This is a genomic window from Streptomyces deserti (assembly GCF_054782695.1).
Genome location: NZ_BAAGRZ010000011.1, coordinates 1 through 16,046, shown reverse-complemented (window position 1 = coordinate 16,046; position 16,046 = coordinate 1). Strand labels below are relative to the sequence as shown.

Below are 16,046 nucleotides of genomic sequence, written 5' to 3'. Positions count from 1 at the left end.
GCGGCCCCGCCGCTGGCGCGGTCGTTACGACAGTTGCGACTGGACCTGGGAGGAGATGAGCTCCAGGTGGTCCAGGTCGGCCAGGTCGAGGACCTGGAGGTAGATGCGCTCGGAGCCGATCTCGGCGTAGCGGCCGATCTTGTCGACGACCTCGGCCGGGGAGCCGGCCAGGCCGTTGAGCTTCAGCTCGTCGACCTCGCGGCCGATCGCGGCGGCCCGGCGGGCGACCTCCTGGTCGTCCTTGCCGACACACACCACCAGCGCGTTGGAGTACGTGATCGCGCCGGGGTCGCGGCCGGCCTCCTGGGCGGCGGCACGCACCCGGCCGAACTGGCGCTCGCTGTCCTCGAGCGAGGCGAACGGCATGTTGAACTCGTCGGCGTACTTCGCGGCCAGACGCGGGGTGCGGGTCGGGCCGTGGCCGCCGATGAGCACGGGGATCTTCCGCTGCGCGGGCTTGGGCAGCGCGGGCGACTCCGTGAGGTCGTAGTACGTGCCGTGGAAGTCGAAGGTCTTGCCGACCTCCGTCGCCCACAGCCCGGTGACGATCTCCAGCTGCTCCTCGAGGCGGGCGAACTTCTCCTTCGGGAACGGGATGCCGTACGCCTTGTGCTCCTCCTCGAACCAGCCGGCGCCCAGGCCGAGTTCCACACGGCCGCCGGACATCTGGTCGACCTGCGCGACCTGGATGGCGAGCACGCCGGGCAGCCGGAAGGTTCCGGCGGTCATCAGCGTGCCGAGCCGGATGCGCTTCGTCTCGCGGGCGAGGCCGGCGAGGGTGATCCAGGCGTCGGTGGGGCCGGGCAGGCCGTCCACGGAGCCCATGCGGAGGTAGTGGTCGGAACGGAAGAATGCGTCGAAACCGAGGTCTTCTGTGGCCTTGGCCACGGTGAGCAGAGTGTCGTAGGTGGCCCCCTGCTGGGGCTCGGTGAAGATGCGAAGATCCATGCCTCCATCCTGCACGCTCGCGCACCGGGCCGGCTCCGCCGGTCCCCCGGCGCCCGTCGTCCACGGTCCGGTGAAAACGCGTCAACCCCGCGCCCGCCCCGTGACCAGGCCAGTGACCGGTCCCCGGCGATGATCGTTGGCTCGGCGGAGCCGGACCGCCCGGCACCCGCGCCGGCCGATGACCGCCGGGGCGTCACCCGCGTCGGCCTCCCCGGGGGGCCGGGGGCCGAGGAGGCCGTCATGTCCGAAGAGAGCGTGCCGCTACAGGGCGGGAGCGGGCAGCCGAAGGGGCTGCTGCAGCAGATGGAGGAGGTGATGGCGGCGCTGAACGCGGACCTGTCGGCCCTGAACGCGGATCTGCAGGCGGCGGGTGCTTCGGGGCGCGGCACCGGCGAGGAGGAAGAGGTGCGCTGAGCCTGCGGCGCGGGTCCGCCGGGGGCCTGTCGTGCCCCCGCGCGGCGAGTCCGCCTCGCCCCCGCCCACGGTTCCACGGCCTGCCCGACGGGGCATGCCGCAGACGCGGGGTCTTCGCGCTCAACGGCACCGACCGTCGCAGCCATGACGAGCAGAACGCTGCCACCGCCGCCTACGTCCGCCGGCGCAATGCCCGTGCCGAGCCGAAGACCATCGTCGCTCCTGACTCACCCATCCGGGCCTGGACCCGGTACCCGACCCGCGCTGCCTGACCACCCGCGGGAGGTCCAGAGGCAGCGGTTTACTCGTCCTATCGGGCGAGGGGCGACTTGTCGGTCGCAGTCAGACGGCGGGCCAACACGCGGGTGGTGCTGCCGTCATCCTCTTCGATGTCCCGGACATGCTCGAAACCGATTCTGTCCAGCAGAGCCAGTGAGGCCTCGTTCGGGGCAGCTACGGTGGCATACACCGTGGTCAATCCGAGGGTGTCGAAGCCATAGGCAACGACAGCTTCCGCCAGTTCGGTCCCCAGGCCGGACCCCCATGCCGTCGGCGCCAGAGCGTAGATGATCTCGTGGCCTCCGACGACGTCGGTCAGCTTGATCTCGGCATGCCCAATCAGGAGTCCATTGCGACGAACAGCCCAGACATCGAACAGGTCCTGCGCATAGACCTTCGTGAAGATCCGCCCGAACAGGGCTCGGTCTGCCGCTTCGGAAGCAGGGCCGTCACCCATCCACTGCGACAGGTGTCCTGGAACAGAGCGACGAAGCCCTCTTCGTCCTCGGGGATGTACGGCTCCAGAAGTAGCCGCTCGGTGCGCAGAGTCGGGGTCACAGACGGCGACGCTACCCACGCGACATCCGAGTCGGGCAAACCACTTTCGCCTGCGCGGACATCGCCCTTCTCGTCGCCATACCCCACATCGCCCGGCACTGCGGGCCGAGCTGTCATGAGGAGCCATTCGCACGGCCGACCATCCGAGCTGAGCCACTAGCCGGCCTCCCGTTCCGGCAAGGCCTGTTCCCGGTCTGCCAGTCTGCGGAGCATCTCCAGGACGCGGTCGCGGGACTCGTCCGCCGCGTCGATGGCCTCCATGCACTGCCAGTACGTCCCCTCGCCGTCCGCGGCGCAGGCGAGGCCGACGAGGGCGATGCCGACCTCGCCGAGCAGCCCGCCGAGGTACATCAGGGCCTGGCGGGCGTCGCCCAACTCGGTGAGCTGGGCCGCGCGCAGCTCACCGGAAGCGAGGACCGGGGTGTCGAGCACCCCGCAGCCCCGGCCCGCCAGTTCCGTCAACCCCAGTGCCTCGCCGCGCAGTTCGGGTGGGCCGGAGACCGCGAGGCGGCTGCCTATCGCCTGGGCGAGGGCCTGCGCCTGCCACACCTCGGCCAGGATCTCCGGCGCGTCGCCGCTCGCCGCCAGGGCCCGCCTGCTCGTCACGATGAGCCGCACCGCGTCCATGCGCTGCCCCCGTCTGTCCGACGCGCTCTCCCGCGCGTCCGCCCGAACTCCCTTGTCCGTCCACTACCCAGAGTGAGGGTGCCTGAGACGAAAAGCCAGAGGAAGACGGAAATCTGCGGACAACAATTCGGACTCAGCCCACTTTTTGGCTACGGAGTGTGATAGCGGATTGATCGCCTCCCCGTGGCCCGCCGCCCTCCCTACGGCGCCGGGAACCTCCGCTCGTTCCGGTCGATCTTCGCGTCCAGCGCGGCGAGCGGGTCGATCCCCAACACCTCGCACAGTTGCAGCAGATAGGCCAGGACGTCGGCGACCTCGTCCGTCACACGGTGCGCGGTGTCGGGGTCGGCCATGACGCGGGCCGATTCCTCCGGCGTCAACCACTGGAAGATCTCGACGAGTTCGGAGGCCTCCACGCTGAGCGCGGCGACCAGGTTCTTGGGGGTGTGGTACGGCTGCCAGTTGCGCGCGGCGGCGAACTCGGCGAGTCGGCGCTGCAGCTTCGCCAGGTCCGGGGGCCGTTCGTCCTCAGGATCAGTCACGCTTCAGGTGTACCACCGTGACCCCGTCGACTCCGGCGGCGCAGGACGCGTCGCCGACCGTGCCGACGAGGCGGATGTGCCCGCGTTCGGACATCCGGGCGCCCAGCCGCAGCAGTTCCTCGCGCTGCCGTACGTCCAGGCCCCGGTCGAGTCCGTCGGTGAGCACGGTGAGCGTCTGCAGGGCGGCGGGCACCTCGCCGGGCGCGTCGACCTCCAGGACGCCGGGTCCGGTGAGCAGCACCAGCGCGAGCGCGAGGTAGCGCAGTTCGCCGTCGCCGAGCCGGCGCAGGTCCGTGCGGATTCCGTCGCCCCGGTCGAGCAGCGCGCGGACCGTGCCCCCACCGTCCGGTTCGGCGAGCACGTCCGCCACCGGTCCGGCGCAGCCGGCCCGCACGGCCGCGACGAACTGCGCGTGCCGCCGCCCGCACTCGGCGCGGGTGCGCCACAGCACGTCGGCGAGGTTGTCGCAGCCGCCGAGCAGCCGCCCGGAGCCGGTCGGCACGGGGCCGCGCATGCGCTCGGGCCGGGGGTCGCAGGCGAAGACGGAGCGCAGGGCCACCACCATCTGCTCGGCGGCGGCGAGCACCCGGCGCTGCCCGGGCGTCTTGCCGGCGACGCGCAGCGGCAGCAGCGCGGTGCCGAGCCGGTCGTCCGGCAGCGGGGCCCGGGTGACCGGGGTGGACCCGGCCGTGAGCCAGGCGGCCTGGACGGCGCGCCGGGCGGGATCACGCAGGGCGGTCTCCAGCAGGACGAGCCCGTCCGCCGTGAGCCGCTCGCCCACCACGCGCAGGTGAGGCTCGGCCTGCACGGCGAGGTCGAGCCGGACCGGGCCGGCGGGGCCGTCGGCCGTGCAGCCGATGCGGAAGCCGCGGCGGCGCTGGGCGTCGGGCCGGGCCCGTTCTGGTACGCAGGCGACCGGGTCGGGGAACGCCTCGTGGAGTTCGGCGCCGCCGGCGAGCCGGGCGAGCGCCTCGTAGGCCCGTAGCGCGCTGGTCTTGCCGGATCCGCTGGGCCCGGTGAGGAGGGTGAGCGGTCCGAGCGGGAGTCCGGCGCGGCGGTGCGTGGCGAAGGCGGACAGCCGCAGCTCGGTGAGGCGCGGCCGGTCCGGATGGTCCCCGGTGCCCTCGGAGGGCGAGGGGGAGGGTGCGGCGGGCGCGGACGGGACGGGGGACACGGCCATGCCCGGACGCTAGGGCCCCGCCCGTACGGCGAACCGTTCCGCCGAGGCGCCTTCCCACGATCGGGGGACCGTCCGCCCGGTTCGAGCAGGTCCCCTTCACCCCTGGGGGAGCGGGGCGCCGTCACACCCCCGGTACCCCGGCCTCCTCCATGAGCCCGGTCACCTCGGTCCCGGCCGGGGTCAGCAGGAACACGTTGCGGTCGACGCGGTGCATCCCGCTCGCCAGTCCGAAGACGACCCCGGTGCTGAAGTCGAGGACCCGCTTGGCGACCTCGGTCTCGGCCCCGGTCAGGTCGAGCAGCACGGGCACGCCCGCCATCAGCGTCTCGGCGACCTCCCGGGCGTCCGCGAACACGTTCACCCGCAGCACGACGAAGCGGCGCCGCGCCTCCGTCTCGGCCTCGGGGACGGACCGGTGGCCGACCGCGGACGGCCAGGCGTCCCGGCCCCGCAGCGGGACGACCTGGGCGAGCCCCTCCCATTGTTCGTCGGTGACATCGTGGCTGTTCACCGGCATGCTCCGTCCTGGCTCGCGCTGGCTGTCTGCATCGGGCAATTGTTGCGCATGGTCACCCGTTCGGCCCAACAGCGACACGTTCCGCCACCTCGGTGCACCTCACACCGGCCCGGGGGCGGCTGTGTGACGGGCGTAACGCCTCGTGATCAAGCCACGTGACAGTGGCGTAACGGACGATTCGTACCGTCGAGGGCATGACCACGCCCCCCGGGACGCAGCGGAAGACACGGCAGGACACGCGGCAGGTGCGCACCGTCTGCTCGTACTGCGGTGTGGGCTGCGGCATCGTGCTGGACATCGGGAGGGGTCCGGACGGGCGGCGTACGGTCCTGAAGGCGTCCGGTGACAAGGCGCACCCGGCGAACGCGGGGCGGCTGTGCACGAAGGGCGCGACGACGGCCGAGATGCTGGCCGCACCGGGCCGGCTGACCTCCGCGCTGGTGCGGGACGACCGGGGCGAGGAGCCGGTTCCGGCGCCGGTGGCCGACGCGATCGCGGAGACCGCCGCACGGCTGCGGGCGATCGTCGACGAGCACGGGCCGGACGCGGTCGCCTTCTACGTGTCCGGGCAGATGAGCCTGGAGGCGCAGTACCTGGCGAACAAGCTGGCCAAGGGGTTCGTGCGGACCAACCAGATCGAGTCGAACTCGCGGCTGTGCATGGCGAGCGCGGGCATGGGATACAAGCTGTCCCTCGGTGCCGACGGGCCGCCCGGGTCGTACGAGGACTTCGACCGGGCCGATGCCTTCCTGGTGATCGGCTCGAACATGGCCGACTGCCATCCGATCCTGTTCCTGCGGATGATGGAGCGGGTCAAGGCGGGCGCCAAGCTGATCGTCGTCGACCCGCGCCGCACCGCCACCGCCGCCAAGGCGGACCTGTTCCTCCAGGTCAGGCCGGGCACCGACCTGGCGTTGCTGAACGGCCTGCTGCACCTGCTGCACGAGAGCGGCCACACGGACCCCGAGTTCGTCGCCGCGCACACCGAGGGCTGGGAGGCGCTGCCGGAGTTCCTCGCCGACTACCCGCCGGCGGCGGTCGCGGAGATCACCGGTCTCGCCGAGGACGACCTGCGGGAGGCGGCCCGGCTGATCGGCGCGGCGGGCAAGCAGTGGATGAGCTGCTGGACGATGGGCCTCAACCAATCCACGCACGGCACCTGGAACACCAACGCCCTGGTCAACCTGCATCTGGCCACGGGCGCCATCTGCCGCCCGGGCGCCGGGCCCTTCTCCCTGACCGGCCAGCCCAACGCCATGGGCGGGCGCGAGATGGGTTACATGGGCCCCGGGCTGCCGGGCCAGCGGTCCGTCCTCGTGGCCGAGGAGCGGGCGTTCGTCGAGGAGCTGTGGGAGCTGCCGCCCGGGACGCTGCGGGCCGACGGGGTCGGCAAGGGCACCGTCGAGATGTTCCGGAAGATGGCCGACGGCGAGATCAAGGCCTGCTGGATCATCTGCACCAACCCGGTCGCGTCCGTGGCCAACCGCCGCACGGTCATCGAGGGCCTGGAGGCCGCCGAGTTCGTCGTCACGCAGGACGTCTTCGCCGACACCGAGACCAACGCGTACGCCGACGTCGTGCTGCCCGGCGCGATGTGGACGGAGGCGGAGGGCGTCTTCGTCAACAGCGAGCGCAGCCTCACGCTGACACGGGCCGCCGTGGACCCGCCCGGGGAGGCGATGGCCGACTGGCGGATCATCGCGGAGGTCGCGTGCGCGATGGGGTACGAGAAGGGGTTCTCGTACGACGGCGCCGAGCAGGTCTTCGAGGAGATCCGGCGGGCCTGGAACCCGAAGACCGAGTGGGACCTGCGCGGGGTGACGTACGAGCGGCTGCGTGAGACGCCCGTGCAGTGGCCGGCCGCGCGGGAGGACGGGCCGGAGCGGAATCCCATCCGGTACGTGGGCGAGGGCGGGCTGCGCTTCCCGACGGCCTCGGGGCGGGCCGCCTTCTTCGCGCGGCCGCACCTGGCCGCCGCCGAGATGCCCGACGACGACTACCCCTTCGTGCTCAACACGGGGCGGGTGCAGCACCAGTGGCACACGCTCACCAAGACCGGCAGGGTCGCCAAGCTCAACAAGCTGAACTCCGGGCCCTTCGTGGAGATCCACCCGCAGGACGCGGCGGCGCTGGGGATCGCCGAAGGTGACCTGGTGGAGGTCGCCTCGCGGCGCGGGCGGGCCGTGCTGCCCGCCGTGGTGACGGACCGGGTAAGGCCGGGGTGCTGTTTCGCGCCGTTCCACTGGAACGACCTGTTCGGCGAGTATCTGAGCATCAACGCGGTGACGAGCGACGCGGTGGATCCGGTGTCGTTCCAGCCGGAGTTCAAGGTGTGCGCGGTGTCCTTGGCGAAGGTGGCGTCACCGGCCGCCCCCGCGGAGGTGGTCGTGCCGACGGAGGTCACGCCGGGCGGCGCCGACCCCTTCGGGCTCGAGCCCTCCCCTCCCCCGGTGCTGTCCGCGCAGGAGCGCCAGTACCTCACCGGCTTCCTCGCCGGGCTCGGCTCGGGCGCCCCCGGGGTGCCGGTGCTGCCGCCGGACGCGCCGTTCTCCCCCGAGCACGCGCTGTGGGTCAACGGTGTCCTCGCCGGGATGTACTCCCGGACATCGCAAGCGCCCACGGAACAGCCCGGCCGTGAGGTCGTCGTGCTGTGGGCCTCACAGACCGGCAACGCCGAGGAGTTCGCCGTCGCGACCGCCGAGCGGCTGGGCGCGGCCGGGCACCGGGCCACCCTCGTCGGCATGGACGAGGCCGATGTCCGGGCGCTGGCCCGTACGGCGGACCTGCTCTTCATCACCAGCACCTTCGGGGACGGTGACGCGCCCGACAACGGCGCCGGCTTCTGGGACACGCTCGCCGGCGAGCAGGCCCCGCGACTGGACGGGGTGCGGTACGCCGTGCTCGCCTTCGGGGACTCCTCGTACGACGACTTCTGCGGGCACGGGCGGCGGCTGGACGCGCGGCTCGGCGAGCTGGGCGCGGTGCGGCTGGCGCCGCGTACGGACTGCGAGCCGGACTACGAGCCCTCGGCGGGGACGTGGCTGGACCAGGTGCTCACGGCGCTGGGCGGCACGGACGCCCCCACCGCCGAGGACGCCACCACCGCCGAGGACGCCGCCTCCGTCAGGAAGCCCCGGGCGAAACCCAAGCCGGTGAACACCACCGCCCGCCTGGTCGGCAACCGGCTGCTCAGCCTGCCCGGTGCGGGCAAGGAGGTGCGGCGGTTCACCTTCGACACGAGCGGGACGGACCTGACGTACGAGGCCGGGGACGCCCTCGGCGTGCGGCCGGTCAACGCGCCCGCCCTGGTGGACGAGTGGCTGGCGGTGACCGGTGCCGACGCCTCAACGGTCGTGGCGGTGAACGGCGTCGGCGAGGTCCCCTTCGCCGAGGCCCTGCACCGGCACCTCGACATCACGAGGATCACCCCGGATCTGCTGCGTTTCGTCGCCGAACGCACCCGCGACGACCACGAGCTGCGCAGGCTGCTGCGGCCCGACAACAAGGACGGGCTGGCGCAGTGGAGTTGGGGCCGACAGGCCGTGGACGTGGTCGCCGAGTACGGGGTGCGGGCGGGCGCCGAGGAGTGGGCCGGGGTGTTCAGGAAGCTCCAGCCGCGCCTGTACTCCATATCGTCCAGCCCGCTGGTCGATCCGCACCGCGTGTCGCTGACGGTCTCCGTGGTGCGCTGGGACAACCTGCACGGCCGGCCGCGGGGCGGGGTCTGCTCGCCCTTCCTCGCCGACGCCGAGCCGGACACCGAGGTGCCGGTGTTCGTGCAGCGCTCGCCGCACTTCCGGCCCCCGGCCGACGCCGCAGCCCCGATGATCATGGTCGGTCCCGGCACCGGGGTCGCGCCCTTCATCGGATTCCTCCAGGAGCGGCGGGCGCTCGGCCACCGGGCCCCCAACTGGCTGTTCTTCGGCGAGCAGCACCGCGCGAGCGACTTCTACTACGAGGACGAGCTGACGGAGCTGCTGGCGCAGGGCGTCCTGACCCGCCTGGACACGGCCTTCTCCCGCGACCAGCGCAGCAAGGTGTACGTGCAGGACCGGATGCGCGAGCACGGGCCCGAGCTGTGGCACTGGCTCCAGGACGGCGCCCGCTTCTACGTCTGCGGCGACGCCTCCCGGATGGCCAAGGACGTCGACCGGGCGCTGAGGGACATCGCGGTCGCGCACGGCGGGCTGGGCGAGGCCGAGGCGGCGGCGTACGTGAAGCAGCTGGCGGCGGACAAGCGGTACGTGCGGGACGTGTACTGAGCGGTCCGGCTGCCGTACGGAACCGCGGGGATCCGCCCCTGGGATCCGCCGCCTGGATCCGCCGCCCAGGTCTCCCTTACTGCCCTCACACCGGACTCTTCACCTCCACCCGCACCCCGCTCACCGGCGATCATTAGCGTCCGACGGCGTGTACTCGGCAGAAACCACACTGGTGGCGCCCGGTGGGCGGCAGACGAGCCCCGCGGTGTCCGCCCCTCAGGCCCCCGCGCAGTGGCACCGTGTCCTGACCCTGCTCGCCGACATCAGTCTCCTCATCGGGACGCGCGCGGTGTGGGCGCAGGCGGCCGGTCACCGGCCGGCCGTGGCCGCGGTGATCTCCGTGTGCTACGCCTCGATCCTGGGCTGCGGGGTGCTGGCGCTGGTGGTGCGCCGGACCCGGTCGCTGGCGCGGGTGGACCTGTGTGTGCTGGTGACGGGCCTGACGCTCGCCCTGTGCGCGTGGGTGATGCTCCACAACGGCTCCGACGAGGCGGACCTGACCACCCAGGCCGCCCGGGAGCTCGTCGCGGGCCGCCCGGTCTACGGGCAGCCGTGGCCCTGGCTGTTCGGCCACGGTGTGGCACTGACCCCGACGGTCTCCGGCGGCTACGACCTCACGTACGGCTATCCGCCGCTGGCCCCGCTGCTGGCGGCGCCGCTGCTGTGGCTGGGGCACGGCGGCGCCCCGGCGACCGCGGTGAGCACGGGCGCGCTGGTCGTCGGCACGGTCGTGCTGTGGCGGATGCTGCCGGTGCCGTGGCGGTCGGCGGCGACGATGGTGTGCCTCGGCTTCGCGATGCTGCCGTCGTACGGGCGGCTCGGCTACCCGGCGGTCCTGGCCCTGGCCCTGCTGGTGCCGGTGGTGGTGCGCTGGCCGCGGATCGGGGCGGGCGGGCGGCTCGCTGCGGCCGGTCTGGCGCGGGCCGCGTGCCTGGGTGCGGCCTGCGCGGCGCAGCAACTGCCGTGGTTCCTGGCGCCGTTCCTGCTGGCCGGGATCTACGCCGTGCGGCGCGGCGAGCTGGGCGGGCGGGCGGCTGCGCTGGTCGTGCTGCGGTTCGCCGGAGCCGCGGCCACCGTATGGCTGCTGGTCAACACGTACTTCATCGTGAGCGAGCCGCGCGCCTGGTGCACGGGGATCGCGCTGCCGCTGACGCAGGGCGCGGTGCTGCACGGCCAGGGCCTGGTGGGCGTCTCGCTGTACCTGACCAACGGCAGCGACCGGCTCGACTGGTACTCCCGCGCCAGTCTGCTGCTGGCGGCGGGGCTGCTCGCCCTGTTCGTGCTGGGCGTACGGCGCCTCGGCCCGGCCGCCACCGTGCTGCCCTGGTGCGCCTTCTACCTGGCCACCCGCTCGCAGGACGGCTACTACCTGCTGATGACCCCGCTGTGGCTGGCGGCGGCGGTGACCGCTCCGGCGTCCGAGTTCACCAGGGCCTGGCAGCCGCGCCTGCCCCTGCTGTCCGGGCCGCACCGCCGGCCGGCGCGGATCGCGGTGGCGGTGCTGCTGCTCGCCCCGGCCCTGGTGAGCGCGGCCGTGGCGGCGACGGGCACCCCGCCCCTGCGCATGCGGGTCACGGCGGTCCGCCATGCCTCGCCGAAGACCGTCTCCCGCCTCACCCTCCAGGTCACCAACACCGCGGACAGCCCGTTGGCCCCGCACTTCACCCTGACCACGGGGCAGGGCATGGACCCGTACTGGTCGATCGTGCGGGGCCCGGCCACCCTCCCCGCCCATGCCACGGCCCGCTACGAACTCCGCCCGCCCGCAGGCCGGTTCACGGTTCCCCGGCCCAACGTCCGTATCCGGGTGCGCGCGTTCACCGCGTCGCCGCAGACGCTGTCGAGCGCGGACGTGCAGCAGGCGGTACGCCGGTCGGGCTGAGCGCGCGTCAGGCCGTGGCCCGCGTGAAGCGGAGCGTGGTGGTGACGGTGGTCAGGCCGCGGATCATGCCGAGCTGGTTCCAGCCCATGCCGAACTGGGCCCGGTCCACGCTGAACTCCGCGTCCAGTGTGAGTCCGTCGGCGCTCGCCTCCGTCAGGCGGGCGGTGCAGGAGAGCGGCCTGCTGATGCCGCGCACGGTCAGCTGACCGACGACGTGCACCTGGTCGCCGTCGCGGAGCTCGGCGCTGCGGGCCGCGAAGGTGATCTCGGGGTGGCGGTCGGCGTCGAAGAAGTCGGCCGAGCGCAGGTGCTTGTCGCGCTTGGCGCTACCGGTGTCGAGGGAGGCGACGTCCAGGGTCAGGGTGCCGACGGCCGACCCGTCGGGCCGGACCTCGCCCCGGCCGCTCACGGCGGCGAAGGTGCCCTTCACGGTGACCAGGCCCCACATCGTCCTGTGCCGGACGGCGACGGTGGAGGCGCTGGTGTCGAGCTGCCACAGGCCGGTTTCCACGGCGACGGTCATGATCGTTCTCCTGCCCTTAGGTGGTTCAAATTTGGATGACCTGAACGCTAGCCTGTTATCCAAATCTGAACAACCTTTTTTCTTCAATTTTGGACAACAGGTAGACTCGGCCCATGGCCGACCCTGAGGAGCACCCCGCCGACCAGCCCGAATGCCCGTCCGCCCGGGGCGGCGGACTGCTGCCGCCCGAGCTGCGCGCCTGGATGCTCCTGCTGGCCGCCACGGGGGCGGTGGAGCAGCGGCTGCGCGCCGTCGTGAAGGAGAAGCTCGGCGTGTCGCACGACGAGTTTCTCGTGCTGTGCCTGCTGGCCGAGCAGCCGGAGGGCGGTCTGCGCATGACGCGCGTCGCGGAACTCCTCGGCCGTCCCAAGACCCGCCTCACCTACCAGATCGCCTGCCTCCAGCACGCCGGCCTGGTCACCCGCCGGTCGGTGTGCGGTGACAGGCGCGGCGTCGAGGTCGCCCTCACCGACAAGGCCCGGAGCCTGCTGAAGGAGGCCTCCCGCCCGCTCGCCGAAACGGTCACCGAGGCCCTCGACCACTTCATGGGTCCGGCCCAGTGCGAGGCGATGCGCGCACTGCTGCCGGACCTCGCCGAGGGGCCCAGCCCGGCGTAAGGGGCGCCCGGCGGTTGCCGGCGAGGGTGGTCGGGGTACCCGGCGCCTGCCGTGCCGGCGCACGGCTGTGGCCGCTGCTCCGACCCGCGAAGGGGGGGCTCCATGGGCGCGTTGGACCTGCCCGATCCCGTCGTACGGCATGGCCGTCGCCATCCGGACGGGCCGCCGCTCGGCGCGGCGGCGCTCGCGGACGCGTCGCGCGAGCGGGTCGACGGCGAGGTCCGGTTCGACGCCGGGAGCCGGGCGGCGTACTCGACGGACGCCTCCGACTTCCGGCAGACGCCGGTCGGCGTGGTGGTCCCAGCGCGTACGGCGTCGCCCCCGGCGCCCGGCCCGCGCCTCCGGGTCGGACGGCACGCCCCGGTGAGGCCGACGGCGGCGGCTTCGGGGCCGGTGACTGAGGTCACCCGTGCGGCGTACCGCGCGGCAGGGACGTGAGCGCGCGGTGGGACGGGAACACGGGCGGGGCTCCGGTCGTTGTCCGGAATGCACGCCACTTTTAAGGAGTCACTTGTTGTCCGCCAGATCGACGGACCCCGCGGGGCACAGTCCCCAACCATCCCGCCACAGCACCCGTGAGCGCGGCACACGGCGGGGTGGTGTTCGATGAGTGCCGCCCAGGCCCTGCTGGGCCTGCTGGCCGTGTTCGTGCTGACCGCGGGCACCGGCTACTTCGTCGCCCAGGAGTTCGCCTACGTCTCCGCCGACCGGCTCACCCTCGCCCGGGAGGCCGCGGCCGGGGACCGCAACGCCGCTCGTGCCCTGAAGGTGCTGGAGCGGCTGTCCTTCATGCTGTCGGGCGCCCAGCTCGGCATCACCGTCACCGGTCTGGTCGTCGGCTTCCTCGCCGAACCGTCGGTGTCCGCGCTGCTCAGGCCCGCCCTGTCCGGCCTCGGCATCCCCGGCGGCGCCGTCACCGGCATCTCCGTGGTGCTCGCGTTCGTGCTGGCCACGGTCGTGCAGATGGTGCTGGGCGAGCTGGCCCCGAAGAACCTCGCGATCGCCGTGCCGGAACGGCTGGCCAAGGCGCTGGCCGCGTCCACGCTGGCGTATCTGAAGGTCGCCGGTCCCCTCGTCCGGGTCTTCGACGGCGCCGCCAACCGGCTGCTGCGCAAGGCCGGCATCGAACCCGTCGAGGAACTCCACCACGGCGCCACCCTGGAGGAGCTGGGCCACCTGATCGGCGAGTCCCACGAACAGGGCGCGCTGCCCAAGGACACCGCCGCTCTGCTGGACCACGCGCTGGAGTTCTCCGAACGCACCCTGGACGAGGTGATGGTGCCGCGCGCGGACGCCGTCTTCGTCCGCAAGGACGCGAGCGCCGACGAGGCGATCGGCCTGATCGCCGCCCATGGCCACTCCAACTACCCCGTCCTCGGCGACCACCCCGACGACATCGCGGGCGTGCTGGGGGTGCGCGAGCTGATGGCACTGCCCGCCGGCCGGCTCACCGGCACGACCGCCGGTGCCCTGGCCCGGCGGCCCCTGGTGCTGCCGGACACGCTGCCGCTGCCGGACGCCGTCGCGCGGATGCGTGAGCAGGACGACGAGTTCGCCGTCGTCCTCGACGAGCACGGCGGCGTGGCGGGCATCGTCACGTACGAGGACATCGCCGAGGAACTCGTCGGCGACATCGCGGACGAGTCCGACACCGTCACCGAGCTCGCCGTCGCGGACGGCGACGGCTGGCTGGTGGACGCCGGCCGCCGCCTGGACGAGGTCGCCGAGGCGACCGGCGTGCGGCTGCCGGAGGAGGACGACTACGACACCGTGGCCGGCCTCGTCGTGGACCGGCTGGGCCGCTTCCCGACGGTCGGCGACCGCGTCACCGTCGACCTGCCCACGGGCGGGCACGCGGTGATCGACGTCCGCACGCTGGACCGGCACGTGGCCGACCGCGTACGGATCACCCGGCTCGTCGATGCGGAGGCGTCGGCATGAGTTTCCCGACGGCGGTCTTCGTGACCGTGCTGCTGCTGGTCGGCAGCGGCTTCTTCGTGGCGGCCGAGTTCGCGCTGGTCGCCGCCAAACGGCACCGCATGGAGAAGGCGGCGGCCGAGGGGCGGCGCGGCGCCGGTGCGGCCCTCGCCGGGATGCGCGAGCTGTCGCTGATGCTGGCTGGCGCCCAGCTGGGCATCACCGTGTGCACACTGGGCCTGGGCTCGGTGTCCAAGCCCGCGATCTCGCACGAACTCGACCCGCTGCTGCACAAGCTGGGCCTGCCGAGCGCGCTCAGCTACGGCGTGGCGTTCGCCGTCGCGATGATCGTGGTGGTGTTCCTGCACATGGTGGTCGGCGAGATGGCCCCCAAGTCGTGGGCCATCGCCCACCCTGAGCGCTCGGCGATGCTGCTCTCGCCGCCCTTCCGGGCCGTGGTGCGACTCGTACGGCCCCTGATCGGGCTGCTGAACAGGGTGAGCAACGCCCTGGTACGGCTGTGCCGGGTCACGCCGCGCGACGAGCTGGCCTCGGTCCACAACCGCGAGCAGCTCACGCATCTGGTGGCGGAGTCCGAGCGGCTGGGCCTGATCAGCGCGGCCGACTCGGAGCTGCTCACGCGCTCGCTGACCGAGCCCGAGACACCGGTCGGGGAGCTGCGGATCCCGGCCGCGCGGATCGTCTGGGTCGAGGGCGGCGCCGGCGTCGACGAGCTGCTGCGGGTGGCGGCCGACCGGGACCGCACCCGCCTGCTGGTGCGGGAGAACGGCGCCGTCCTCGGCTCGGTCCACGCGCGCGACGCCCTGGTCGCCCGTGCCCGGGGGCGGGCCACCAGCGCGCGCGACCTGGCCCGCCCGGTGCCCGTACTCACCGAGGCCACCACGGTCGCCGACGCGATCGACCTGCTGCGCCGCCGCCGGTCGACCCTCGCCGTCGTCCACGACGACGCCGGCCGGCTCACCGGCATGGTCACACTGGACGACCTGCTGGCGCGTCTGATGCAGCCGGCCGCTGCCTGAGCCGCCGTCAGGAGGACTGTCCGACGGGGGCGTCACGCCGGGGCGCCCCCACCCCGGCCCGAGGGCCGCTCCCGCGGACGCCAGGACCTTCTCCCATGCGTGTCGTGACCCACTCCACGACCTCCTGCATGGACGTGCCCGGAGTGAAGAGCGCGGCCACTCCCCTGTCGAGCAGCTGCGGTATGTCGGCCTCGGGAATGATGCCGCCGCCGAACACGACGACGTCCGACGCGTCGGCCTGCCGGAGCAGTTCGACGACCTCGGTGAAGAGGGTCATGTGGGCCCCCGACAGGACCGACAGACCGATGCCGTCGGCGTCCTCCTGCAGGGCCGTGGCGACGATCTGCGCGGGCGTCTGGTGAAGTCCGGTGTAGATGACCTCGACCCCGGCGTCGCGCAGCGCACGTGCCACCACCTTGGCGCCCCGGTCGTGGCCGTCGAGCCCGGGCTTCGCCACCACGACACGCAGAGGTGCGGTCGGCATGAGTGAGTCTCCTTGTCTCATCACCTGGTCCTGTGCCCCTACACGTCGACGGGGCTGTACGTCCCCCAGATGTCGCGCAGTGCGTTGCAGACCTCGCCCACGGTGGCCCGGGCCCGCAGCGCGTCCTTCATCGGGTACAGGACGTTGTCCTCGCCCTCCGCGGCCTTCTTCAACGCCGCCAGCGCCGCGTCCACCGCCGCCTGATCCCGCTCCGCGCGCAGCTTCGCCAGCCGCTCGGCCTGCTGGGCCTCGATCG

At 72.9% G+C, this 16,046-nt stretch carries 15 protein-coding genes and 1 pseudogene; 7 read left to right on the top strand and 9 right to left on the bottom strand.

Annotation, left to right across the window (positions count from 1 at the left end):
* Window positions 1–24: 24 nt before the first annotated feature.
* The gene (locus ACYVMZ_RS19790; RefSeq protein WP_461081404.1) at window positions 25–948 is read right to left on the bottom strand and encodes an LLM class F420-dependent oxidoreductase; all 924 of its coding nucleotides are present in this window, start codon (window positions 946–948) and stop codon (window positions 25–27) included.
* Window positions 949–1,188: 240 nt separating this feature from the next.
* On the opposite strand from ACYVMZ_RS19790, the gene ACYVMZ_RS19785 reads away from it, so the two are divergent.
* Complete coding sequence (locus tag ACYVMZ_RS19785; RefSeq protein ID WP_461081402.1) at window positions 1,189–1,362, top strand: hypothetical protein; 174 nt, start codon at window positions 1,189–1,191, stop codon at window positions 1,360–1,362.
* Window positions 1,363–1,672: 310 nt separating this feature from the next.
* Here the strand turns inward: ACYVMZ_RS19785 and ACYVMZ_RS19780 are convergent.
* The 5 genes and pseudogenes from ACYVMZ_RS19780 to ACYVMZ_RS19760 all read right to left on the bottom strand — a co-directional run bounded on the left by ACYVMZ_RS19780 (window position 1,673) and on the right by ACYVMZ_RS19760 (window position 5,065).
* Window positions 1,673–2,199 (bottom strand): annotated as a pseudogene (locus tag ACYVMZ_RS19780) (GNAT family N-acetyltransferase).
* A 156-nt stretch (window positions 2,200–2,355) separates the two neighbouring features.
* Window positions 2,356–2,826 carry a DUF6099 family protein gene (locus ACYVMZ_RS19775; RefSeq protein ID WP_461081400.1) on the bottom strand — a complete coding sequence of 157 codons (471 nt, stop codon included), beginning with the start codon at window positions 2,824–2,826 and terminating at the stop codon, window positions 2,356–2,358.
* 200 nt (window positions 2,827–3,026) lie between these two features.
* Complete coding sequence (locus tag ACYVMZ_RS19770) at window positions 3,027–3,368, bottom strand: nucleotide pyrophosphohydrolase (RefSeq protein ID WP_461081398.1); 342 nt, start codon at window positions 3,366–3,368, stop codon at window positions 3,027–3,029.
* Window positions 3,361–4,548 (bottom strand): AAA family ATPase, encoded by a 1,188-nt coding sequence (locus ACYVMZ_RS19765; RefSeq protein WP_461081396.1) that lies wholly within the window; start codon window positions 4,546–4,548, stop codon window positions 3,361–3,363. Before ACYVMZ_RS19765 ends, ACYVMZ_RS19770 begins: the two co-directional genes overlap by 8 nt.
* 121 nt (window positions 4,549–4,669) lie before the next feature.
* Window positions 4,670–5,065, bottom strand: coding sequence for a cell division protein SepF (locus tag ACYVMZ_RS19760; protein WP_461081394.1), 396 nt, complete (start codon window positions 5,063–5,065; stop codon window positions 4,670–4,672).
* A gap of 194 nt (window positions 5,066–5,259) precedes the next feature.
* On the opposite strand from ACYVMZ_RS19760, the gene ACYVMZ_RS19755 reads away from it, so the two are divergent.
* Complete coding sequence (locus tag ACYVMZ_RS19755; protein WP_461081392.1) at window positions 5,260–9,327, top strand: molybdopterin-dependent oxidoreductase; 4,068 nt, start codon at window positions 5,260–5,262, stop codon at window positions 9,325–9,327.
* Window positions 9,328–9,532: 205 nt separating this feature from the next.
* Entirely contained in the window at window positions 9,533–11,209 is a 1,677-nt protein-coding gene (locus ACYVMZ_RS19750; protein ID WP_461081675.1) for a hypothetical protein, read from the top strand.
* 7 nt (window positions 11,210–11,216) lie between these two features.
* Here ACYVMZ_RS19750 and ACYVMZ_RS19745 read toward each other — a convergent pair whose 3' ends face one another.
* The gene (locus ACYVMZ_RS19745) at window positions 11,217–11,732 is read right to left on the bottom strand and encodes a YceI family protein (RefSeq protein ID WP_461081390.1); all 516 of its coding nucleotides are present in this window, start codon (window positions 11,730–11,732) and stop codon (window positions 11,217–11,219) included.
* Window positions 11,733–11,845: 113 nt separating this feature from the next.
* Here ACYVMZ_RS19745 and ACYVMZ_RS19740 point away from each other — a divergent pair, with 113 nt between their 5' ends.
* From ACYVMZ_RS19740 to ACYVMZ_RS19725, 4 genes are all read left to right on the top strand, one after another.
* Window positions 11,846–12,349, top strand: coding sequence for a MarR family winged helix-turn-helix transcriptional regulator (locus ACYVMZ_RS19740; RefSeq protein WP_461081388.1), 504 nt, complete (start codon window positions 11,846–11,848; stop codon window positions 12,347–12,349).
* Window positions 12,350–12,451: 102 nt separating this feature from the next.
* Entirely contained in the window at window positions 12,452–12,787 is a 336-nt protein-coding gene (locus ACYVMZ_RS19735) for a hypothetical protein (protein ID WP_461081386.1), read from the top strand.
* A gap of 168 nt (window positions 12,788–12,955) precedes the next feature.
* A complete protein-coding gene (locus ACYVMZ_RS19730) occupies window positions 12,956–14,290 on the top strand; it encodes a hemolysin family protein (protein ID WP_461081384.1) in 1,335 nt (444 codons plus the stop codon).
* Window positions 14,287–15,306, top strand: coding sequence for a hemolysin family protein (locus ACYVMZ_RS19725; protein WP_461081382.1), 1,020 nt, complete (start codon window positions 14,287–14,289; stop codon window positions 15,304–15,306). Before ACYVMZ_RS19730 ends, ACYVMZ_RS19725 begins: the two co-directional genes overlap by 4 nt.
* Before the next feature lie 7 nt (window positions 15,307–15,313).
* On the opposite strand, the gene ACYVMZ_RS19720 is transcribed toward ACYVMZ_RS19725, so the two are convergent.
* The gene (locus ACYVMZ_RS19720) at window positions 15,314–15,790 is read right to left on the bottom strand and encodes a cobalamin B12-binding domain-containing protein (protein WP_461081380.1); all 477 of its coding nucleotides are present in this window, start codon (window positions 15,788–15,790) and stop codon (window positions 15,314–15,316) included.
* Between the two features lie 38 nt (window positions 15,791–15,828).
* A partial coding sequence (locus tag ACYVMZ_RS19715) for a methylmalonyl-CoA mutase family protein (protein WP_461081378.1) occupies window positions 15,829–16,046 on the bottom strand: 218 nt, incomplete at its 5' end.

Coding starts and splice junctions, on each gene's coding strand:
- ACYVMZ_RS19765 (WP_461081396.1), bottom strand. CDS start 4,548: ATGGCCGTGTCCCCCGTCCCGTCCGCGCCCGCCGCACCCTCCCCCTCG.
- ACYVMZ_RS19720 (WP_461081380.1), bottom strand. CDS start 15,790: ATGCCGACCGCACCTCTGCGTGTCGTGGTGGCGAAGCCCGGGCTCGAC.
- ACYVMZ_RS19760 (WP_461081394.1), bottom strand. CDS start 5,065: ATGCCGGTGAACAGCCACGATGTCACCGACGAACAATGGGAGGGGCTC.
- ACYVMZ_RS19740 (WP_461081388.1), top strand. CDS start 11,846: ATGGCCGACCCTGAGGAGCACCCCGCCGACCAGCCCGAATGCCCGTCC.
- ACYVMZ_RS19790 (WP_461081404.1), bottom strand. CDS start 948: ATGGATCTTCGCATCTTCACCGAGCCCCAGCAGGGGGCCACCTACGAC.
- ACYVMZ_RS19735 (WP_461081386.1), top strand. CDS start 12,452: ATGGGCGCGTTGGACCTGCCCGATCCCGTCGTACGGCATGGCCGTCGC.
- ACYVMZ_RS19785 (WP_461081402.1), top strand. CDS start 1,189: ATGTCCGAAGAGAGCGTGCCGCTACAGGGCGGGAGCGGGCAGCCGAAG.
- ACYVMZ_RS19725 (WP_461081382.1), top strand. CDS start 14,287: ATGAGTTTCCCGACGGCGGTCTTCGTGACCGTGCTGCTGCTGGTCGGC.
- ACYVMZ_RS19755 (WP_461081392.1), top strand. CDS start 5,260: ATGACCACGCCCCCCGGGACGCAGCGGAAGACACGGCAGGACACGCGG.
- ACYVMZ_RS19730 (WP_461081384.1), top strand. CDS start 12,956: ATGAGTGCCGCCCAGGCCCTGCTGGGCCTGCTGGCCGTGTTCGTGCTG.
- ACYVMZ_RS19745 (WP_461081390.1), bottom strand. CDS start 11,732: ATGACCGTCGCCGTGGAAACCGGCCTGTGGCAGCTCGACACCAGCGCC.
- ACYVMZ_RS19775 (WP_461081400.1), bottom strand. CDS start 2,826: ATGGACGCGGTGCGGCTCATCGTGACGAGCAGGCGGGCCCTGGCGGCG.